Origin of the sequence: Gordonia aichiensis, from assembly GCF_039946255.1 — a bacterium.
Classification (GTDB): domain Bacteria; phylum Actinomycetota; class Actinomycetes; order Mycobacteriales; family Mycobacteriaceae; genus Gordonia; species Gordonia aichiensis_A.
Genome location: NZ_JBCDWL010000007.1, coordinates 63,406 through 83,474, shown reverse-complemented (window position 1 = coordinate 83,474; position 20,069 = coordinate 63,406). Strand labels below are relative to the sequence as shown.

General features: G+C 64.5%; 21 protein-coding genes. 10 read left to right on the top strand and 11 right to left on the bottom strand.

The annotated features are described in order from the left end of the window. Nucleotides 1-130: 130 nt before the first annotated feature. The 4 genes from AAFO60_RS10340 to AAFO60_RS10325 all read left to right on the top strand — a co-directional run bounded on the left by AAFO60_RS10340 (nucleotide 131) and on the right by AAFO60_RS10325 (nucleotide 3,122). Nucleotides 131-832: a hypothetical protein gene (locus tag AAFO60_RS10340; protein ID WP_347956115.1), complete on the top strand. Its 702-nt coding sequence runs from the start codon at nucleotides 131-133 to the stop codon at nucleotides 830-832. 141 nt (nucleotides 833-973) lie between these two features. Further along, nucleotides 974-1,300 carry a hypothetical protein gene (locus tag AAFO60_RS10335; protein ID WP_347956114.1) on the top strand — a complete coding sequence of 109 codons (327 nt, stop codon included), beginning with the start codon at nucleotides 974-976 and terminating at the stop codon, nucleotides 1,298-1,300. 585 nt (nucleotides 1,301-1,885) lie between these two features. Further along, nucleotides 1,886-2,092, top strand: coding sequence for a hypothetical protein (locus tag AAFO60_RS10330; RefSeq protein ID WP_347956113.1), 207 nt, complete (start codon nucleotides 1,886-1,888; stop codon nucleotides 2,090-2,092). A gap of 208 nt (nucleotides 2,093-2,300) precedes the next feature. After that, nucleotides 2,301-3,122 carry a hypothetical protein gene (locus AAFO60_RS10325; protein ID WP_347956112.1) on the top strand — a complete coding sequence of 274 codons (822 nt, stop codon included), beginning with the start codon at nucleotides 2,301-2,303 and terminating at the stop codon, nucleotides 3,120-3,122. Between the two features lie 7 nt (nucleotides 3,123-3,129). Here the strand turns inward: AAFO60_RS10325 and AAFO60_RS10320 are convergent, their stop codons facing one another. After that, nucleotides 3,130-3,774, bottom strand: coding sequence for a hypothetical protein (locus AAFO60_RS10320; protein ID WP_347956111.1), 645 nt, complete (start codon nucleotides 3,772-3,774; stop codon nucleotides 3,130-3,132). Between the two features lie 130 nt (nucleotides 3,775-3,904). On the opposite strand from AAFO60_RS10320, the gene AAFO60_RS10315 reads away from it, so the two are divergent. From AAFO60_RS10315 to AAFO60_RS10295, 5 genes are all read left to right on the top strand, one after another. Then, nucleotides 3,905-5,263 (top strand): cytochrome P450, encoded by a 1,359-nt coding sequence (locus AAFO60_RS10315; protein WP_347956110.1) that lies wholly within the window; start codon nucleotides 3,905-3,907, stop codon nucleotides 5,261-5,263. Beyond that, nucleotides 5,260-6,249 carry a GAF domain-containing protein gene (locus tag AAFO60_RS10310; protein WP_347956109.1) on the top strand — a complete coding sequence of 330 codons (990 nt, stop codon included), beginning with the start codon at nucleotides 5,260-5,262 and terminating at the stop codon, nucleotides 6,247-6,249. The genes AAFO60_RS10315 and AAFO60_RS10310 overlap by 4 nt, the downstream gene beginning before the upstream one ends. 156 nt (nucleotides 6,250-6,405) lie before the next feature. Further along, nucleotides 6,406-6,843, top strand: a complete 438-nt coding sequence (locus AAFO60_RS10305) for a hypothetical protein (protein WP_347956108.1) — start codon at nucleotides 6,406-6,408, stop codon at nucleotides 6,841-6,843. 204 nt (nucleotides 6,844-7,047) lie between these two features. Further along, complete coding sequence (locus tag AAFO60_RS10300; protein WP_347956107.1) at nucleotides 7,048-7,608, top strand: hypothetical protein; 561 nt, start codon at nucleotides 7,048-7,050, stop codon at nucleotides 7,606-7,608. A 207-nt stretch (nucleotides 7,609-7,815) separates the two neighbouring features. After that, nucleotides 7,816-8,835 (top strand): NYN domain-containing protein, encoded by a 1,020-nt coding sequence (locus AAFO60_RS10295; RefSeq protein WP_347956106.1) that lies wholly within the window; start codon nucleotides 7,816-7,818, stop codon nucleotides 8,833-8,835. A 15-nt stretch (nucleotides 8,836-8,850) separates the two neighbouring features. Here the strand turns inward: AAFO60_RS10295 and AAFO60_RS10290 are convergent, their stop codons facing one another. The 10 genes from AAFO60_RS10290 to AAFO60_RS10245 form a co-directional block, all read right to left on the bottom strand. Further along, nucleotides 8,851-9,039 carry a hypothetical protein gene (locus AAFO60_RS10290; RefSeq protein ID WP_347956105.1) on the bottom strand — a complete coding sequence of 63 codons (189 nt, stop codon included), beginning with the start codon at nucleotides 9,037-9,039 and terminating at the stop codon, nucleotides 8,851-8,853. After that, complete coding sequence (locus AAFO60_RS10285) at nucleotides 9,036-10,820, bottom strand: MinD/ParA family ATP-binding protein (protein WP_347956104.1); 1,785 nt, start codon at nucleotides 10,818-10,820, stop codon at nucleotides 9,036-9,038. Before AAFO60_RS10285 ends, AAFO60_RS10290 begins: the two co-directional genes overlap by 4 nt. A gap of 64 nt (nucleotides 10,821-10,884) precedes the next feature. Continuing rightward, a complete protein-coding gene (locus tag AAFO60_RS10280) occupies nucleotides 10,885-11,544 on the bottom strand; it encodes a hypothetical protein (protein ID WP_347956103.1) in 660 nt (219 codons plus the stop codon). Nucleotides 11,545-11,658: 114 nt separating this feature from the next. Further along, on the bottom strand, nucleotides 11,659-12,516 hold the full coding sequence (locus tag AAFO60_RS10275) for a hypothetical protein (protein ID WP_347956102.1): 858 nt from the start codon (nucleotides 12,514-12,516) through the stop codon (nucleotides 11,659-11,661). A gap of 968 nt (nucleotides 12,517-13,484) precedes the next feature. After that, complete coding sequence (locus AAFO60_RS10270; protein ID WP_347956101.1) at nucleotides 13,485-14,201, bottom strand: hypothetical protein; 717 nt, start codon at nucleotides 14,199-14,201, stop codon at nucleotides 13,485-13,487. Between the two features lie 43 nt (nucleotides 14,202-14,244). Next, on the bottom strand, nucleotides 14,245-14,595 hold the full coding sequence (locus AAFO60_RS10265) for a hypothetical protein (protein ID WP_347956100.1): 351 nt from the start codon (nucleotides 14,593-14,595) through the stop codon (nucleotides 14,245-14,247). A 112-nt stretch (nucleotides 14,596-14,707) separates the two neighbouring features. Beyond that, nucleotides 14,708-14,965 (bottom strand): hypothetical protein, encoded by a 258-nt coding sequence (locus AAFO60_RS10260; RefSeq protein WP_347956099.1) that lies wholly within the window; start codon nucleotides 14,963-14,965, stop codon nucleotides 14,708-14,710. Nucleotides 14,966-15,188: 223 nt separating this feature from the next. After that, the gene (locus tag AAFO60_RS10255) at nucleotides 15,189-16,241 is read right to left on the bottom strand and encodes a hypothetical protein (protein ID WP_347956098.1); all 1,053 of its coding nucleotides are present in this window, start codon (nucleotides 16,239-16,241) and stop codon (nucleotides 15,189-15,191) included. A gap of 192 nt (nucleotides 16,242-16,433) precedes the next feature. Continuing rightward, nucleotides 16,434-16,763, bottom strand: coding sequence for a hypothetical protein (locus tag AAFO60_RS10250; protein WP_347956097.1), 330 nt, complete (start codon nucleotides 16,761-16,763; stop codon nucleotides 16,434-16,436). Between the two features lie 254 nt (nucleotides 16,764-17,017). Next, nucleotides 17,018-18,169 carry a ParA family protein gene (locus tag AAFO60_RS10245; RefSeq protein ID WP_347956096.1) on the bottom strand — a complete coding sequence of 384 codons (1,152 nt, stop codon included), beginning with the start codon at nucleotides 18,167-18,169 and terminating at the stop codon, nucleotides 17,018-17,020. Between the two features lie 1,616 nt (nucleotides 18,170-19,785). Between AAFO60_RS10245 and AAFO60_RS10240 the strand changes: the two genes are divergently transcribed. Next, a complete protein-coding gene (locus tag AAFO60_RS10240; RefSeq protein ID WP_347956095.1) occupies nucleotides 19,786-20,067 on the top strand; it encodes a hypothetical protein in 282 nt (93 codons plus the stop codon). Nucleotides 20,068-20,069 lie beyond the last annotated feature (2 nt).

Sequence of the window (20,069 nt, the reverse complement as noted above, 5' to 3'; positions counted from 1 at the left end):
GACCAGGTACAGGAACGACACACTCGATGATCGGCCGCCGGTCCGTCGCCGTGGCCGTCGGCCGTGCATCGAGTGCGGTGCCCCGGCGCGAGGTCGGGACCGCTGCAGCCGCCACTACGAGGCCTACCGTGTGCGTCGGAAGGCCTACGGGCAGTGGACGGTTGACCAGACCGTGGACGCCGCCGACGTGAGCGACAAGATCCGCTCCCTGCGGCAGACAGGCATGCCACTGCGGTTGATCGCCGCGACCGCCGAGCTGTCGCCGAGCACCGTCAGCGGACTCCTCGACGGCACGATCGTCGCAGTCAGCGCCGCGACCGCCGACCGCATCGCAGACCTTCCCATCCCCACGTGCTGGCCGCTGGAAGCGCCAGACAGTGTGCTCGTCGACTCCACCGGGACCGTGCGCCGTCTCCAGGGACTGGCCGTTCTTGGGTGGAGCTGCGGAGCACTCGCCGATCGGCTCGGGACCAGCAGTCGAGCACTTCAGCCGGTCGTCGCCGGCCGCATTCACCACGTGAAGGCTCAGCGGGCCCGCGCAGTGCGCGACCTCTACGACGAACTGTCGATGACAGTCGGAGGATCCGCCCGCACGGTGACCGTCGCCCGCAAGAACGGCTGGGTCGCCCCGCTCGCATGGGACGACGACACCATCGACGACCCAGCAGCCCTCCCGGACACCAGCACCGCGACCGTCAGCACAGAAGACCGGATCGCCGAATACGAGTGGCTGTGTGTATCCGGTGTCGACCCGGTCCGCGCGGCCGGGCAAGCTGGGATCTCGACAGTCACGATCAAACGGCACAAGCAGCGCGCTGAGACTGCGGCCTGACCCGGAGCAGAAGAGGGACCGCGAACAAAGGAACTGATGAGCGACGATCCACTGCACAACCTGCACCTCAAGTCGTCCGGGAATACCGCGGACGGCGGATTCCGACTGTCTGTTGCTGCCGATGAGACTCGAAATGACGGGGTGGCGCTCGTCTTCGCTGGTATGGCTGACATTCTCGAAACCGAAGGTGCACCGAACTATGTCGAGTTCGACTTGCACCGCGGTGTCGGGAAGCGCCCGGTGTCGGTGTGCGTGCGGTGGCTGGACCGGCCTACACCTCACGAGCTGCGGCGCACCGCCGAAGAGCACTCGGTGCAGCTTCGGACCGTGAATCAGCATCTGCACGCGGTCATCGAGCGGGTGCGCGCCCTGCACACCTCGATGACCGACAACGAGGGCTACCTGCGATGCCGGACATGCCGGCAGTACACACCGTGCGACACTGTCCGCACCCTTGACCGGATCTGATGATGGGCTCGCCTCGGTGCTGTCCGCCCCACGCCCACGCCCGCGCACTCGCGGCGAGGGGCGTCGGAGGTCGCTGGTACAACGAGACCACCTGACAGGAAGCCCGGATGATGTCTGCTAGCGACGGTTCCCGCCGCGCTGACGCACGGTACCCCGACTTCCATCGGGTTCCAGGTCTCGCCGTCGACCGACGCATTCCCGGCCACGTCACCGGCGCAGCGTGGTTCCCCATCACGGAGTCCGTCCGCGGCCGTATCGGCGACGGCGACGACGTGCAGCGGGCGCAGATCCGTTTCGAAGGCGACACCATCGCCGAGATGCGATGCAGCTGCAGACCTCGACATCACCGCCGCACTCGACGAAGGCAACGCACTCTCCTCTGCACTCACCGCCGACGACCTCAGAGAACTGCTGTCCTAAGCCACGGCGCTGGTGGATGCTGTCCGCAGCGGCGGCCGTTCGGAAGTCGCTGCACCTGGGGCGATGGCCGGTACTGCTGCGCTTGGTCGGGTGTTCGGTGCCGCGTGCGAACTGGCGCGACGGAGACATTGGTGGGGACCGCTTCACCGACGTTAGGAAGTCCAGATGTGCATCACCGCCACCACCTCCGAGTCCAGCAACCGTGTCCTGACCGTTGAGGACTTCGCACCGCTTCTTAACGACACCGTGATCCGCACTGACGACGGTGCGGTGTTCGAGAAGGAGCACCGAGGTTGGTACGGGATCGGCATCAGCCAGCCGGAGCGCAACCTGCGGTGCCTCGTCCCCGCGACGATCCTCCATCGCCCCTGACGGATGGTGCTGTGCTGCCGGTCAGCACAGCACCATTCGCGTCTTGTTTCGAGTCGATCAGCAGTCCGCTCAGACGGCGGCTCCTGTGTGATTGCGGAGCAGGTTGTTCGTTCGGTCGGTCATTCTCGCGATCGGTTTGATGCCGCGGCCGTCGAGGGCTATTGGCGATCCTGATGGCATCCCGTACCGAACTGCGAAGGAGCAGACCATGATCGCACCGACCTTGCATGATCCGAAGACCGATCTGGCGATCCAGTCGTGCGAAGCTGTCGGCGCAGGGTTCATCTCGCTGGCGAAGCGGCCTCGCAGTGCCTTCGCCGCCACTTCAGACGGCTACGTCCTCATCACCTGGACCGTGCGTGGCGACTGGCTCGACGTCGACGCGCACCGGTTGCCCGGCCCGCTCGCCGAGATCGGAACGTTGGGGACACCGGTTCAGAGCGCACGGATCCGTATCCGTACTCCGCGACAGGTCGACGGGTTCGGCACCGACTTCGGTCTACCCGCTGCGGATCAGGTCAGCGACGAACCGACGCTTGACCTCGGGATCGTCGAACCGGCGCCGGTCGTGACGGCGACGGTCCGCGAGTTGCGCGCCGGGCACGACGACGTTGTCTGGAACTTCATCGACCTCGCGGACCTGGACGAGGTCCGCGAGATGCTGCGGCCGCGGTCTCCGGGTCGCCCTGGTCTGTACGCACGTGAGATGTCGGACGGCATGGTCGTGGACGGCGTCACCTCCGACGGTTACTCGATCTACGTCGTCGAGTCCGAGCAGATCCGTGAGCGTGGGCAGCGAGCGATCGCTGGGTCGACGGCGGTCGTCACCGACGGCGCATACATCGCCGAGGTCGTCGATCTGTTCGACGCGGCGAGCATCGCATCGTTCATGGGTTTGCTCCCTCACGATCGGTGGCCCTTCCTGGCGTTCGGCGCGCAGTTGGCCGTCAACGGGATCGCCGCCTACCAGCATCCGCACACCCGCAGGACGACCGTGTTCACCGCGCACACCGCACCAGACGAGGCGTGACCCGCTGTTACCGGCCCTCGCGCTGGTGGCCGAGCGTCTCCAGGACGGTGCGCAGCGTCCGCGCCGTCGCCTCGGCATCCTGCGCCTTCAGCTGCGCGGCATGGGCCTGTTCCTCTGCGGTGCGAGCCCTAGCGTCGGCAGCGTCCGCTCGGGCCTCGGCCGAGTCGAGTCGGCGCTCAGCGTCGGCGGCCGAGGCATCGGCGCGCGCCTGGAGCTCCGCGAGCTGGCCGGCCAGCCTGTCCATCTCGATGCGCCGATGCTCACCCTCGTCGACGAGGCGCTGCACCTGCGCCGTCGCGGCCTCTGCCTCGGCACTCACCGCAGCGAGTTCGTCGGTGAGCTGCTCGATCTGGGTGAGGGCTTCTGACTCACTCGTGGCGGCGGCCTGGAGTTGCCTGTTGTGTGTGTCGGCAACATCAGCGCGGGCTGCGGTGACCGCGGCGGACCAGACCGGAGCGAAGGCTGCCGCGATGAGCTCCAGCGGCGCCTCACTGATCTCGGGGTCGGGACGATTGCTCTCCAGCCATTTCCGCGCGGTCTCCGTGGTACAGCGGGCTCGGTCGCGGAGTGCGCGGACCGTGACGTCTGCACCTTCGGTGACGAGGGCGGCGTACGACTCGGCAAGCCTGGCGGTTGCGGGTGGCTTCGGCACAGGAACTCCCAATCTAGAAACGAACGTAACGTTTCGATTGTATCGAACTGACAGATATTCTCGACATTCGACACACTTGATGTCACCCGGCCGGACGACCCCGGGGACTGGAGCTTCTAAGGTAAAACTCATGATCCGAGCCAGTGACCTCCCTCGTCCACCGATGCGGATGCCCCTCATCGGCGATCTGTGGCGCATCAACCCTGCTCGCCCAGTGCAAAGCGAGTACGAGCTCGCACAGAAGGTCGGACCTCTGTTCCAACTCGACCTCGCCGGCGGCAGCGTCCTCATCGCCACCGACGACCTCGCCATCAACTCGATCGCCGACGAAGAAACGTGGTGCAAGTTCGTCGCCGGACCGTTCCTGGTCCTCCGCGAGCAGTTGATCGGCCGAGGGCTCCTCACCGCCAAGAACTCCGACCCCCTCTGGGCGGGCGCCAACGAAGTCCTCCAACCCGGCTTCACGCAGCAGGCAATGCGCAGCTACCACCAGGCCATGCACGACGCCGTCTCCGAACTCTGCACCCTGTGGGCGGATCGCGCCGGCGAACAGATCGACGTCTCCACCGACATGAACAGACTCACCAGCGAGGTCATCGCCCGCGCAGGATTCGGCACCACCTTCAACGCACTCTCCCCCACCACCAAGCACGGCTTCTCCGAACAGCTGTCCGCAGCACTCCGCGAAGCCTCTGCCGCCGCCAACTCAGTCCCCGGCCTGTCGAACATCCGCAAGCTCCTCCTCGCGCAGAAGGCTAAACCGCTCCAGAAGACCGCCCGCAAGGTCGCGCAGCTCCCAACCGGTGCCGCCGACAGCACCCTTCTCGCCCGCATGTGCCCGGCGAGTGGCGCCACACTGCCCGCCGACAACATCGTCGACCAGTGCCTGACATTCCTCATTGCCGGCAACGAGACCACCGCCGGAACGCTCGGTGTCTGCCTGCACTACCTGGCCAACGACCCTAGTCTGCAGGACGCAGTCCGCGACGAGCTCGATGCGGCCGGCGGCCTCGAGTCGCTCGCAGACTACGACACCATCAGCAAACTGCGACTGACCCGCCGGATCGTCGACGAAGCTCTTCGTCTGTGGCCGGTGGCGCCGGCCTACTTCCGTCGAGCCCGCGCCGACACCACCATCGAGACTCGAGACTTCGGCACTGTGCAGATCCCCAAGAACACCGTGGTCATGGCGCTCACGCTCGGCGCCCACCGCGACAAGGCCACCTGGGGCCCCGACGCCGACGAGTTCCGCCCAGACCGGTTCACCGCAGCGAACCTCCGCAAATACCCGGACCGGGTGTACCGCCCATTCGGAATCGGTCCACGCTCGTGCATCGGCCGGCAGTTCGCCCTCCACGAAGCTGTCCTCGCAATCGCCGCGATCGCCGGCACCTTCAACGTGTCCGCCACCTCGGGCAGCGACCTGGTGATGGCCGAGCAGATCACCCTCAAGCCGAAGAACCTCACCGTCACGGTCGGTGCCCGATGAGCTCACACGACTGGTCCGTGGTCGAAGTCATCAGCCCACTGGGCATGAGCGTGATCAGTCAGGGCGGACGCTGCAAGGAGTGGACCTCCATCGACAGGCTGGCGCCCTCGCACATCCCGACACAGAAGATCATCCAAGGAGTCGTCGACACCGGCGTCACCGCCGACCTGACGTTCACCGGACGCAAGGGCAACGTCGAGCGCGTGATCGTGCACCCCATCACCTCACCGCGGGACGCGATCTACGGCGTCCAGTTCTGGCGCGGCCCGACTGATGTCGAGCCCCCCGAGAAGCGACGCATCACCGGAGTGTTCTGGGACCTGCAGCGACGGATGGTCGTTCAACCGTGGGAGTCGACGTGGATGTCGGGCCGTGAGGATGACTACCACGAGGAGGTTCCGTTGGCGCGCGTCCTCCAACTCGGGACGCGGTACGACCAGTTCGCGGAGACGCTGCAGCTGCTGTTCCATCCGGAGACCGGACAGAAAACGCAGACAAACGTCACTATCGTCCACAACAAGACTGGCGAACGACTCACGTGGCGGATCAACATCGTGGCGACACCGCCAACGGGTGTGAAGGTGCTCTGGGAGGACGTGACCGACGTCGACCCGCCCCGGACACCGACCCTGCATCAGATGGGCATGGAGGCGGCCGCCGCAGCTGGTCTCACCGTCGCCGTGATCGCGCCATCAGTCGGCACCTTCGCCCTGTTCCTAACCCCGCCGCCGTCCTGGCTGCCGTGGTACGAACCGACACCCGGCATTAGGCTCATCCACCCTGACGACCAGGAGAAGATGCTGGTGTTCCTCAGCTCGGCGCGGTTCGGAATCAACGAGTCGGACTCCACGCTGTCCATCAGGCTCCTGACCACCGCAGACCAGTGGGTTCCCGTCGACATGACGCTGAATCCGATCCCGGGGTCGATCGGCTCGGGCACCGTCCTCGCGACCTTTCCCACACCGGCGGAAGTCCTCGACGCATAGAACGACACCGCTGGTCGGCCAGGACTGTCCGCTGCCTCGAGCAGGTCAGCGGCCGGTTCGGCACGCACTGGTGCCGCACCAGTGAAGCACTGCAGCGACGGTAGTGGGGACAGCTCGCAGCGACCGCACGAGCTGACCCGACCACAGGGAGTCAGCGTGACCGCATCGACCGCCACCCGCACCATCTCCGGCCTGAAGATCCTCCCCAACGGCAAGATCGAGACCGTCGAACTCACCGCCGACGACACCGGTATGCTCCGCGCCATGTACCCGCACCTCGGGAACACGGTCGCCGAGGTGCTCGACGTGCGGGCGAGTGCGCCCACGAGCGCCTGGATGGACGAGGAAGGCCGTTTCCGCACGCCCGGGCTGCCGAACCTCATGGCCTCGACGATCATCGCTGAGCTCAACCAGACGGCAACCCACGAGCAGCTCATGTACAGCATGGTGTTCTTCGCGGGCCGCCCCGACATGCTCCACTTCGGCACCATCCTGCTGTTCGGCGAGAGTTACGACGAGGATTCGGAGCCGATGATCGACTCCCTCGCCCCGTCGGTCCTGGACCAGATCAAGGCACTCGGACACACCTTCTAAACAACCGCACCACACCTCCGAGGAGGGCGCCCCAGCCTGGGACGCCCTCCTCACTGTTCATTGCGCCGGCGACAGCACAGCTGTCCGCCGCTCACTCTGCGCCGAGCCGGTCGGCCGCAGCGGTCACCGCACGCACGTGCCGCAACCTCAGACCACCGTGGCGTCGACTGGAGGGCACTAACCACCGCACCGAGGGAGAACAGCATGGCCAGCAACGACGTCGCTCGCGCAATGAACGCCCCCACACCGCCGCAGCCGAATGGCGACGGGCTCACCGGCCCAGTCCTCGCGCTTGAAGGGACCGGCATCTACACCAGCCCCTTCGGGAAGGGGCTCTACGTCCTCGTTGATCGCATCCACCGATGCCACGACGGTCATCCCATCTACTTCAGCACCAACGCTGCGGCCCTCGCCGAACTCGAATACGCCTTCAGCACAGCCGGAAAGGCCGACTACCAGAGCAACGGAAGGGGCGAACCGCTCGCGGTCCCCTTCCAGAGCGAGCCGGTCACCGGAGTCTGCACGTGGGTGACCGTTGACGCTTGGGATCCGGCCGAGCTCGTGGTCCGCTACATCGTCATCGTCCGCGGAAAGTTCCACATCAAGGAGCGTGCCTTCCACACCTACAGCGACTACACCGACGCAGTGGCCGACCTCGCCTACGCCGTCACGAAGATCGGCCGATCCGCCTTCCGGGACTACGTCGAAACTCGATCGAGACGCCTGCCGCAGCCGATGTCCACAGTGCACGCACGACCCGCATAGACCACACCTGAGCCATACCCTATGGCGCTCATAGTTGCCATACCGTATGGCAACCACGTGGGGCCACGAAATTACATAGGGTATGGCACCTTATGCACCCCAATAGTTCCCACATATTCATGATTCCGTGACTAGGAAACCGCACGTCAAAGACGTTCATAGATTCCAACGGACCCCGCAGAGAAACCAGAATGCGAGCCTGACCCCATGCGACCCACCTGTAGCCTCTACATCGACACCGGATACCTCCTCGCCGCCGCAGCCACCCGCACCACCGGAACCTCACTCCGCAGCGGCATCCACATCGACTACGCGCGACTGATCACCAGCCTCATCGACACCGCCGAGGACCTCAGCGGCCTCCCTCTGCTACGCGTCCACTGGTACGACTCCGCCCGCAACGGAGTCCCCAACTGCCAGCAGGAGCGCATCGGAGAACTCTCCAAGGTCAAACTCCGACTAGGACGCTTCGGCGTTGACGGCGAGCAGAAGGGCGTCGACCTGCGGATCGGACTCGACCTCGTCACACACGCCCGCCACAACACCTCCGAGGTGTTCTTCCTGATCTCCGGCGACGACGACCTCACCGAAGCCGTCGAGGAAGCCCAAGCCCACGGCGTCCAGGTCGAAGTCCTCGCCGTCCCCGACACCGACAACCGCGCCCGCGGCGTCGCCCGACACCTCATCCGGGCCGTCGACCAACTGCACGTCCTCGACGCAGACAACATCGACGCCGCCGTCATGAAGGTTGAAACCCCACAGCCAGAGCCAGCGACCGAGGAACCAGCCGACACCTCGCCCACTCTCGCAGCAACACCCCTCGACGTGGCAGCAGCTCGAGCACCACGCGCCACCCTGGCGACATCGTCACCGCAGAAGTCACCGCAGAAGCCGGAAACCCGCGACCGTGGACTCGTCTACACCTCCACTACCGGCAGCGGAGGCAGGCAGATCACCGACTACCCGCGCAACTACCTCGACGCCCACGACGACCTCCCCGTTCTGGACGGTGTCATCGAACGAGTACTGACCTCATACCTCGCAACGGCCGACGGAGACGGACACCGTCGACTGACCCAGGTCCGCCCGCTGATCCCCCAGGACGTCGACCGAGCGCTACTGTTGGATGCCTCGCACGCCTTGCAGCGCTACGACCTGGACGAGTCAGTCCGGTTCAGCCTCCGCCAGAGGTTCTGGCACATGGTCGACCGCGACATGGCCAGCTGACGCCCACGCAGACACTCACTCCCGGTCGATACGGAGCAGAAGCCGCGTGAACCCCAACACGGCCAACGGGACGGCGGCGACATACAACGGCACAATCGAGCCGATCACCAGCGCCGCCAGTAGCAGAACAGCAATCGCCACCACGCATACCCCGACCGTCTGATCCGGACGCCGCGTCAATACTGCAAACGGATCCCGCGTCACACTGACCTCCGCAGCGACGTCACAACCTCGGCGGCCAACTGCAGCAAGGCATTCGACGTCGCCTTGCTGGCCAACATGATGTCGACCTCAGAACCGTCCTTGAGCGTCGGATCGAACGGAACCGACACGACCTCCCGAACCCCGACACGCTCCCGGAACATCTCACCGACCTCGTCATCGCGCAGGATCGACTTCGGCGCGATGTGATTGAGTGCAATCACCGCCGTCGAGATCAGACCGCGATAGTGCGAGGCCCGATGCGGATACTTGTCAGCCAGATACATCAGCCGGTTCATCGTCACCACCGCACCGGAGACACCGTCGCGGCCGGCCGCCGGAACGACGATGACGTCGGCGGAGTCCAGGATTGCGTCCTTCAGCTCTCCCGTCACTCCGGCATCACAGTCGACCAGCAGCAGGTTGTAGGTGTCGTTGGCCGTCAGAACATCGATCACTCGCTCGTAGCCAGCGGCAGTCAGGACTGCGTCGTCCGCGATCGAATCGCCTGACGTCAGCAACTCCAGTCCCGTGCGGCCCTGCGAAGTGTGCTCGCGAGCGTCGCTCCATCGGTGAATCGACGGCAGGTTCGACAGCAGCGTCTGAATCGTTGACTCGTTCTGCACCGGTAGCCGCTGGGACAGGCCGCCAGCAGCGACCGCGGCGTCGATCGCAATGACCCGATCGCGGCGGTGCGTCGCGATCTGCTGTCCGACAGCCGCAGACAGTGTCGACTTGCCATCCCCACCGGCGTGCTGCACGAACGCCACCACCACAGGCCTCGGGAGAGGCTTCTTCAAGTTCTTCGTCAGCTGCTCCGGCGGCAGCTGCTTACTACCGAGCCGACGTCCCATCCGGCGGCGAACCCCAGACAGCCCCTTCTCCGGGTCCTTGGCCAACTCCTGATCGTCGACGATGGTCCGAGCATCGCGGTCAGGGACAGGGACGGCGACAGGTGCGGGCGTTGCACGCGGCGACACCGGCACACGCGCCGACGGACGAACCCCTGCCGAGGATTCCGACTCAATAGGCCCGCCGACAGGCACCGACGCCGGGGCACCCACACTATGTGGCTCGCTCGCCGGCGCCGCCGTGGTCGCCCACGGATTAGGCGACGTCTCCGCCGTAAGGTGCTCTGCCGGCACTGCGACGACGCCTCTGCTCGGCTGCGCCGACTCCGACTGGACCGGCGATGCGTCCCACTCAGGCTCGTGCTCGGTGCGCGGCGGGGCGAACGGAGCGGTCGGCGGCACCACAGCCGGCCCCTGCAGATCGGGATCAGATGCGGGCTGCGGCCGTTCGCCCCCGTCCAGGGGCACCGCCGGCGGCCGCCGACGAACCGTTGCACGTGCGCTCGCCACCGGCGCGGCTGCTGGCGACTCGGGGATGGCCGGAGCGCTCTCCGGTGGCGGGGTGTCGAGGTTGGGGTGGGACGTGCTCAGAGATTCACCGCTGTCCGCCGATGGCTCCGGGACCGCAGGATCCTCCGAGCTGAAGCTCAGCCATTCAGGTTCTGCTGGCGTCTCCGGTGGGGCAGGTGTGGGCTGGGCCGGATAGTCGGCCGTGGCGGGAGCCTGGTCGGCCGGCACGGGTTCGGCAGGGGTGCTGAATGAAGGTAGACCGCCGGCGGAGTCGGCAGCATCGAAGTCGGCATCGAATCCCGGCATCGTCGGCACCCACTCATTCGGGAGCGGAACGTCCTGCGCAGACGACTGTGCATCCTGTCCGCACATCTGCGCGACGTCCATGTCGGTCATCGACCACGGATCTAGGTCGGTCATCATGCTCCTTACCTGTCGAAGTCCAGTGTCGCAAGAGTGTTTCCCTGCGCCATTCGTGCGTTCGATCTCATCGGCGACCGCCGCTGAGCTGGGCTTTCCACTGCTCGTGATCGAGGCCGGTGCGATGGTCAGTCCACCCCGTTGTCCCCATCGTCGCGAACTCGCGAAGGCGCGACACCGACTGAGCGCCCATCCAGTCAGCAAGGCCTCCCGCCTCGGCCCAGGTCTGCCGGTTCGTCGTCACGATCAGCAGCGTCGGATAATCCGCCGATCGCAGGAAGTCCAGCAGATACTTCCACGCCGACATCACCTGATCGGCCGGGCGCGCGACCGAACCGAGATCGTCGACCAGGACACACCGTTTCCCGCCGACCATGCGGCGGATGTGCTGGGGCAGCTCCCACGGAGGGACCTCGGGGGCCAGCAGTTCCGCTTCAGAGGAGACCGCGACACCGAGGGGGTCGAAGTCGCCGACAGACCGGCAGATTCCGATCGCAGCGCGGGTCTTTCCGATGCCGGCTGGACCAATCAGGACCAGTCCCCCACGAGTGATGCGCCCCTGAACAAAGGACGTGTGGAGCTCGTCGACAGCAGCCACCGCTGCCTTCTCCCACTTCGAAGTCGGATGCTCAGACAGGACTGCCGACCGGTAGCCGCCGGCGCCGTCGAAGCGGGCGAGCTGACGTTCGAGGGCTGCAGCAGCCTGCTCCACGACGAGGGCGCGCATGGCGCCGACGCCAGAGTCGGTGCACTCCGTGCAGAGGACGGTCTGGGTGTTGCTACCGGTCAGCCTCCGGACCGGAGTCGAGCAGGAACTGCAGGGGTACAGAGTGAGCACGTGCTACACCTCGCTGACGTCGATGGAAGCCGATACTTGACCGCTCGCACCGCGGTTCGTTGCCGCCACGGAGGTGTCAGAACGCGTCGACATCGAGACGATGCCGCGGCGCACCTGCGCCAGTGCCGGGAAGTCGACCCCGCTGACCAGGAACGCAGTGTGACGATTGTCTGACTGGCACAGCCACCGAACGAAGTTCTTGATCGTTTCAACGGGGACTGGATCTGCGCCGTCGGCGCCGGTCAGGCAGTCATGCAGATGGCTGAAGGTTGTGGGGGTGATTGGCATGTCTGAGAAGTTCTGCCGCTGCGAGTAGTGGTAAACCCAGCCTTGAGCGAGGACGTCGATGGTTTCGCGTTGCTGGTCGCTGATCGTCCGTTCGACCGGACTGCCGGCGCTGATCCAATCGCCGCGGATCCGCGCGAACGTCGCGGCCGTCGGAACGCTGGAGACGTTGGACCGCCAGTGCTGTCTCGAGCGAATGCCCCACCCGATGATCGCGACGATCTCGCCCGCATCCCACCGGTGCTTCCGCAGCACGGTAAGCGCGTTCTTGCGGGCGTTCACCGGCTGCTGAGAGAACTCTTGGACGCGGAGCTCCGAGACCGCCGCGACGACACCGGCGACGACCAGATCGATCTTCGCTGAGGCTTCGGGGTCTTCTCCCGTCGTCGCCCGGTACTCGGCGAGCAGCTGTGCGAAGTAGCCATGGCGGCCGGCTCCACGGCCCGCCCGCGGTGCGGCGATCGGGGCAGAGAGTTCACGCCAGAACGGTGACGGGCACGACTCGGTGAACGCCCACACGAACATCGCGTGGGCGCGGCGCGGTGTCGCGGCAGCCACGATCGCGGCCGCCCACACGGCGGGGTCGCCGGAGACGAGGTCAGGGCGGTTGCACAGGACCCAGGACTGGAGCTCGGTGATGGCCGTGTTGCTCTCGGCGTCCGGGTCCGGTGCTTCCGTTGGCACCTGTTCTGGCGTTGGTGTTGCCGGCTCGGGCAGATTCGCGGATGCCAGTGCTGCGGCGAGACGGTCTGCGAGCTTGTCGATGAACGTCGGATGGTTCAGGAGTTTGTCCACGATGCGGTCCGCGATCAGTTCGCTCTCGTCGACCGGTTCACCGGCGGGTTCAAACGCGTGAACTGTCATTGCATCCTCCGTCCATTCCGTAGACCGCCGCTGTGCGGGCTAGTTTGCTCTCTGCGGGCTTAAATCGCTTTCGGTGACAGGTGGTGCCGGAAACGTGGTTCTCGGCTTCACAGGACGTTTCTGCGGGCGGTCGCGTCTGGGGCTTGGGCTTGTCCCAAGCTCGGGCTGTGAGGCGAAGCCTCGCAGTCGCAGCGTTGCGGTCGCGGCATTGGGACGCTGCTCTCCCCCCACACCCCCCTCCCCACGCAAGTTGAGTACGAAACGCACCTACGCGGGTAGTTGTTTGTAATTTCTCAGCGCGCGCTCTCGCGTGCGCGCGCACGCGAGAATGGCAGAGGGTATGCCATAGGGTATGGAAAATGTGTGTTGACCTGCTGTAATCGGAGCGCCATACCCTATGGCATAGGGTATGGCATAGGGTATGGAATCTACACTTTAGAAGATTCCCGAAAGGGCCTAAGCGGACGCCATACCCTATGGCAATAGGTCGATTTTCGGGTAGGCAAAACGGACGCGCGCCATAGGGTATGGCGCTCTGTTTGGGTGCTGTCCGCACTGACTTTCTGGGCGAAATGCCCGAGGGATTGAGGGCTTCGGCCACTCGAGGTCGTTGGTCGGCGATCAGGGGCAGATGGGTGCTTGGCGTCGCACCGAAGATTGGACGACGAGCGAACATCGGTCTATTCGCTGCCGGTTCGGCGTCCGCGGATAGCGGTCACTGCCGAGCCTGTGGTGTCGAACGCACTTTGCAGTGCTTCACGGACAGTCGGGGGAAGGCCGAGCCATCGACGCTGTTCAAGGGCGAGGAACACCTTGTCGGCCTCGGGCATCGTCGCGAGTGCGTCCACCATGAAACGGTCTGGGGCGTCGACGTTGCCGTGCATATGGTGCGGAGGCGGAAGTTCCTGCCCGCCCGTGATCTCCGACCAGAGACTCTGGGCCGCATCCCACAGATTGTGGGCCTTGCTGGTCTCCATCTCGACGAGACGAAGTTGCAGCAGTTGGACCCCGACGAAGAACCGCAGGAGCGGGTGATCCAACAGAATGCGTTGCAGGTCCCACAGCCCCGACCGAAGGTAACGGGGCTGGTTGAAGCCCTGCTCAGCCATGTAGCCCAGCAGAATGATCGCCGGGCCGGACACGACGACCAGCTCCTTTTCCTCGAGGGACCGCAGGGTCACGTCGATGGTTTCTCGACTGCATCCGGCGATCGATTCCCATTCATGCTTGCGGTAGACGTAGCCGCAGGCAGAGGTGTCGACGTCGCAGTACATCTGCATGTAGAGGGCGATTTCTTGGAGGGTGCAGCCGGCGCCGCGGAGGTAGCTGGATAGGGATTTCGGCACCGAAGTGAATAGGCCGGCGCGGCGTGGCTTGCGTGCAGCAGTTCCAGTCATCGACGTACCTGCTCACGGAATTGTGGTGATGCTGTCAGCTCCTTCATGCGGACACCCTCTCCAACGCTGGTCGGACTCCGCCGCAGAAGGCGACGATGTCATCAACCGAGTACAACGCAAGCCATCGGGACCACGCGGCACGGACGATCACCGACGGCGGAAGGTCGGTGCGGAGGTGAAGGGAATCGACCAACTCCTGCATCAGAGCCGACGGCGCGATGGTGGTCCGACTGAACGTGCCGGGGATGGGAGCGGTCGCGTAGTCGAGCAGCGCACGCGAGTCGTTAGCAACCGCGACCGCGGCGTCGGTGATGGCTTCGCCGAGGATCCAGACGATGGTTCGCTCGGTTCTAGCTGCGAGCTCGTCCATGATCTCGCGGTCGACCAGCCTCACGGTAATGCGGCGGCAGGACATAGTTGGGGCCTATTCAGTAGGTGGCTTCGAAACGTTGCCCCAGAGCATAACTTTATGCCTTCCCAGGTCAGTGGCACCGATTCACCGCAGGTCAGGGACGGTATCCGCGAGCAGTGGCCGGAACGTGCTGCCACATCTTGCTGCGCTCCTCTGGCGAGTTCGCGATCGCTTCCATCCCGAGCCTGGCCACCATCTGAAGAAACACGCCTTCGGCGAGCGTGCCGTTCAGCAGCTCGAAGACCTGAGCGATCTCGGCCGTGACGAACGCCTTCCGCGCGTCCTTCAACTCGTCGAGGAACTCCGTCTCGAGCGAAAAGCTCTTCGGCGTCGACCGGCCTTTGGTCGTCATCGGGTCTCCATCAGTTCATGAGGTGCGGTGCTGTCCGGTCACTCTAGGGACGGTGTTTCCCAGAGCTATTGACCTCAATGGAGTCACATACCTCCATGAACTAACGGGTTACATGCATCATCACTAGTCCACGCATACACATGAAGACCATGAATGTATAGATGTCGTAGATAGGAAATCGCAGGTCATAAGGATTACGGGTGTCTGCGATGCCCGCGTGGGCCTAGTTCGGCAGCTGCAAAATGAACAGTCGCTGCGATGCCGCGTAGCGAGACAACGTCGCGTCGACAGGACGCCAATCACCGTTGATGTCGGCCATCCTCAAGGTCATCGTGACTCCCCCGGTCGAACCGAGGTCAGCGGCGACGTCAGCGACAGTCGAATGGTCTTCGGGATGGATGATGGTGCGCTGGGCTCGGTCGACCGGGCCCCAGTCGTTCCAGTACGGCATCCACGGCGGCGCCGACGCTCGGCACCAGTAGGAGATCACCGGTTCTGGGGTACCGCCATCATTCGCGCGCAGCGCTAGGACTGCGCGCGAATGACCGTCCGGTGTCGTCTGGGCCAGTCGTGCCGCGGTATCAGGGTCGATCGACGGCGCCTCAAAGGACGAGATATCCATGGTGATGCCGCGGGCGTCGTTGCGGCCGTCCTCGAGGAGGATCTGCTTGGCGACGAAGAAGTTGTTGACCAGCCGTCCATCGTCATGGAGCAGCGTGCACGCAGTACTCATCGACAGGCCGGACGGCTCCCCGAACACCACCTCCATTACCTTGCCGAGCTCAGGGAAGTGCACGGTTCGCGCGAAGAAGGAGTCGGGGTCGGTGATGTCGGCGTAATGGTCGAGGTTGCTCGCCGACAGAAGGAAGGTGTCCGGCGAGTTGTAAAGATTCCCGTTTGTGGGATCCCAGCGGACGCCGGCGGCCCGAGGACGGCTCTTCGGCAGATCGTCGGACGGGCCGACCCACATCAGGATTCCCCACGGAATGCGCTGTACCGGTCCAGACTCAGGGACATGCCACAGCAGCGCAGACATCCCGTCGGCACCTGGCACGGGTAGCTGAGCGAGAGGGCCTGCTTCGCGTTCGTCGAACGGCTGCAGTGGCATCGCCATGGCCTGCGCGACAGCCTTCGGCAGCCACATCAAGCGCTCTTTTGATGCCAGCCGTTTCAGTGACGTGAAGTCAGCGCGACGTGTGGTGTTCCAGATGACCGTCGGCTCACTTCGCGGATCGAGCTGCTCGATCAGAAACCACTTGCCCGACGCTGCTGCCATGCCCACCAATTCCCGTCGCCTACCTACGCTGTCCTTCCGAAAGCTCGACAAACTCTACCGTGACGGGGAAGCCGCGGCCCCCCTGAACGGTGACGCCAATCTCATTGGCCCTCGTGACAGGGTTCATTGCCTGGCCGACGAAGATCGTCCCTGACCACCGCGACTGGGCGACATGGTCAGGGACGACTCCAACTACTTCTGCGAGGCGGCCTCGATCGCCGCGCGAACGAGCTGCGATCTATTCTCCGCGCCGTACTGGGTGACCAGGCGGTCGATCTCCTTCAGGTTGCTCGTTCGCGTGTGGATCTGCAGCGGCCCGATCACCAACTCGGACTTGGGCGCTGACAGGGTGAAGCCGCCCTCCTTCCGTGAATGGTTGCGAAGCTCGAAGACCCGGTCCGAGAGGCTGTCGAGGTTGTTGACGATCGCCCGCAGCACGACATCGGCGACGGTCTGATCGGTCGTGCGCTGCTCGCGTACCCACTTGATCAGCGGCCCCGGCAAGCTCAGCGTGATGGGCACGGCGATGTCGTCGGCGTAGCTGTGGGCTCGGCGCCGCGACTGAGGAGCATCGGTGGCGTCCTCGTGCGTTGCAGTGACCGCGACTTCTGCGGGGGTGGTCGGATTGGTCGCGATCGGGGCCGACGCGGGTACCTCCGCGGATGGCGCAGGCTCCGGCTGCTGCGGCCTGGGCGGCGGGACGGGCATCTGCCGAGGTGGAGGCGGAGGTACAGTCGCCCGTCCGAGTCCGGCTGGCTTCATCGGCCGCCGTGCCATCAGTTACCTCCTGCAGCGACGGCCCCGAGCTTTGCAGTGAGGGCTCCGAGAACTTCTTGTGCCAGCAGCTCGTAGTCGCCGGCCAGTCGCGGCGCGGCCCCTGGCAGCCGCTCAGGAGTACGCCCGGCCTTCAGTGCGGCGTAGTACGGTTCGGCGTTCTCGACCTTGTCGGCGATCTCGTGGACGAGCTTGCCGTCGTAGCGGGCTTCGGTGGCGGTGGCCTCAGAATGGCGAATGACCGTTTCGAACACCGGAGCCACTCCCCCGAGCGCGTCGCTGATGTCGTCGATTGCGTTCTTGCGCACGGTCGACGCGCCGGAGGTGACGCCGAAGAGCACTGCGCCGAGGACATCGATGTCCTCGCGCTGTTCGCGGACCGGGGCGAGCTGCCCCGCGAGGTTCGACAGGCCCTTGATGCTAGCGCGGTCCGACTTGGTGGGAATCACGATCCAACGGGCGGACATGAGCGCGAGGTCAAGCAGGATCGGGCGGGTCGGGGGCGTGTCGATGAGGATCAAATCGTAGTCGCCTGCCAAGCGCGCCAACGGTTCTGCGAGCAGTCGGCTGGTGTCGCCACGCCGACGAGTCGATCGGCCGAGCAGAACCATGTCGAGGTCGTCGAGGTGCTCTCCGCCGGGGATCACATCGAGGTTGGGGCGGATCTGGCGGAGTACCGGCTGCAGTTCAACTCCGGGGCGGGCGACGGCATCACTCAGGTGGAGCCCGCGGTCGTTGGCGGGGTTGTCGTCGTAGCCGAGGTCTTCTTCCACGTTGCCCTGCGGGTCTAGGTCGATGAGCAGGACCCGCCAACCAGCGCGGGCCGCACTGCCGGCGAGGTTGACGGCGACAGAAGTCTTCCCTGCACCGCCCTTGCCGTTGGCGATCGCGATGACTCGGGTGAGGTACGGACTGAGGTCGTCCATGCGTGGCTCCATTCGGTGTGCCTTGTTGCTGTGTATGTAGACCCCGGCACTCTGTGCGCGGGTGCTCACGGTGCTGCGATGTGTGTGGTGCAGCGCATGTAAGCCGTTGCGACACTGCGCAATCGGTACGGCATGACTGTCAGTGTCGTAGCCAGTATCGCACACATCATTCCGCACCGTGATGAGTAGCGTCAGGTGCACGCTACGGAACCCAGCCACCAGGACCATGTGGAATCCAGCAATGAGCAACGTGTGTAGACAAATAATTAACAAGAGAATGGATCCAGCTATGACTACACCAACGATAGTAACAATGGTGTCGATAATAAGTTGCGTGTGCAACAGGGTGATGCGTAGCGGCGTGCATCAAGCAATGTTATCGGTGGTGTAGTCAGCGTTGTGCACGATAATGCATAACGTACGCAATGCCATGCCTAACACAACGATGCATGCATTGTGAATGAACGTAATGAATGAACAACTAGACAGAGTGCGGCATGAAATAATGAACACCGTAATGAGGGCATTAATGGGCTTGTACCAGGCATGATGTATGGACACGATCGGCATGTGCGGCTGTACTTCATCCACAGATGACGGATTGCACTAGGATTAGAAATCCTAAGGATACATCCCTGTAGAGTGGCGGAACGATACTTCTACCGGTTCTAGAACGTGCATCGAAGGAACGAATCTGGGGTAGCTTGCAGTTCTGGTCTCCACGTGTTTCTAACCTATTGTGGATCCATCTATCGAAAGAGTAGTAGGGGAAGCATATCGAGTGGCTTCTCGACGACCGCCTACCCGTAGTTCTCTAGATTCCTGGCCATTCTCAAAGCGGCCTCCTTCTGCGGTGAGCCGATGATCGGGCCGTGGGTCGACGGACGTGCGTGTTGAGCGCGGCCCGGACAACCCTGTGGGCGGGTTGTGTTTGCGGGCGTGGCCCGAGCGCCAGTGATGGGGGAGCGGTGCCGAGTCTGCGCCAGGTTGGACGCGGATCCGGACTGAGTAGTGCTCGCGACGTCGCCCGCGTCGTGCCCGCACGCAGTAATCGGACGCTGCGATGGGCCGGCCCACGTCGCGCTTGCGGTTGGCGCCAACCGACTGAAGTGCGACTGGCGAACGGGGGCTCTAGATCGGTGATGCGCGGCATAGCGGCGACCAGCTCGGCGGTGTTGCTCTCGACCTATGCCAGTCGCGCGCTGCACGGCGACGGCCGCGTTTGGAGCTGACTCGCCAGGAGAGGACGGGCAGCAATCCGAATAGTCACTGTGACAATTCAATATGGTTCGGGCGTGTATCACTGCAGGTCAGAAGGCACTGTTGCCCACCTGCAGTGTTGGCGGCCGCGATCGCGGATGGTCGTGCCGGTGGCCAAGCACTGCGGCAGACGTCGGACGGACACCGGTCGGCCGACGTAAGTCCGACGTGTGGGAGGGATCTACCCGGGTCAGGACTATCTGATTGCTCGACGAGATCACTTCGGACGGTTGGCGTACTACTCCCACCGATACGAACGTGCTGGTGGGAAGGTGTGCCGAGTGTCGGCCAGGCTGCGGAAACGCGGGTAGAACTGCCCAGTGGAAACGCCGGATACGTGGTACAACAGACGTGCAATGTTGTTACTTCTCGAATCGGAGAGATTAGGGACGAGAGTTCTACTTCTCGCGTCTAGTCCATAACTGACCTGCGGATATATCAACCGAGACCTATGTTTACGCAGGTCAGCGTGTTAAGGTGATTAGGAACGCTGCACGCGAGAGAGTGGATGCCCAGCCATGTCCGACCTAGTCGCCCCCGGAGCTGTCCGAACCAGTACGGAATGGCCCCTGACCAGGCCATTCATGAGCTTCGACGCCGGAATGGCGCCCGTACCCGCCGGCCTGCCCGTCGGCATCCTCCTCGCCGACGACGACGGCTGGGACTGGCTGCAAGGCCACCCCGACGAGGTCATCGCGGCCGCCTGCTACCTGCGCGACGCCTCGGCGGCGCCGGTGGATTCGGAACTCTGGCTCATCGGCAGCTTCCGAACCGCCGACGTCGGCGAGATCCGACTCGTGACGCGCGGACTAGCGGTCGACGGCAAGATCAAGGCAGCAGTACTCGATATCGACCCGAAGGGATAGCG

Excerpts from the sequence above, each read along its gene's own strand:
- AAFO60_RS10285 (WP_347956104.1), bottom strand. The coding sequence starts at position 10,820 with ATGATGACCGACCTAGATCCGTGGTCGATGACCGACATGGACGTCGCG.
- AAFO60_RS10300 (WP_347956107.1), top strand. The coding sequence starts at position 7,048 with ATGGCCAGCAACGACGTCGCTCGCGCAATGAACGCCCCCACACCGCCG.
- AAFO60_RS10260 (WP_347956099.1), bottom strand. The coding sequence starts at position 14,965 with ATGACGACCAAAGGCCGGTCGACGCCGAAGAGCTTTTCGCTCGAGACG.
- AAFO60_RS10240 (WP_347956095.1), top strand. The coding sequence starts at position 19,786 with ATGAGCTTCGACGCCGGAATGGCGCCCGTACCCGCCGGCCTGCCCGTC.
- AAFO60_RS10315 (WP_347956110.1), top strand. The coding sequence starts at position 3,905 with ATGATCCGAGCCAGTGACCTCCCTCGTCCACCGATGCGGATGCCCCTC.
- AAFO60_RS10310 (WP_347956109.1), top strand. The coding sequence starts at position 5,260 with ATGAGCTCACACGACTGGTCCGTGGTCGAAGTCATCAGCCCACTGGGC.
- AAFO60_RS10330 (WP_347956113.1), top strand. The coding sequence starts at position 1,886 with ATGTGCATCACCGCCACCACCTCCGAGTCCAGCAACCGTGTCCTGACC.
- AAFO60_RS10245 (WP_347956096.1), bottom strand. The coding sequence starts at position 18,169 with ATGGTCCTGGTGGCTGGGTTCCGTAGCGTGCACCTGACGCTACTCATC.
- AAFO60_RS10255 (WP_347956098.1), bottom strand. The coding sequence starts at position 16,241 with ATGGCAGCAGCGTCGGGCAAGTGGTTTCTGATCGAGCAGCTCGATCCG.
- AAFO60_RS10280 (WP_347956103.1), bottom strand. The coding sequence starts at position 11,544 with ATGCGCGCCCTCGTCGTGGAGCAGGCTGCTGCAGCCCTCGAACGTCAG.
- AAFO60_RS10295 (WP_347956106.1), top strand. The coding sequence starts at position 7,816 with ATGCGACCCACCTGTAGCCTCTACATCGACACCGGATACCTCCTCGCC.
- AAFO60_RS10270 (WP_347956101.1), bottom strand. The coding sequence starts at position 14,201 with ATGACTGGAACTGCTGCACGCAAGCCACGCCGCGCCGGCCTATTCACT.
- AAFO60_RS10325 (WP_347956112.1), top strand. The coding sequence starts at position 2,301 with ATGATCGCACCGACCTTGCATGATCCGAAGACCGATCTGGCGATCCAG.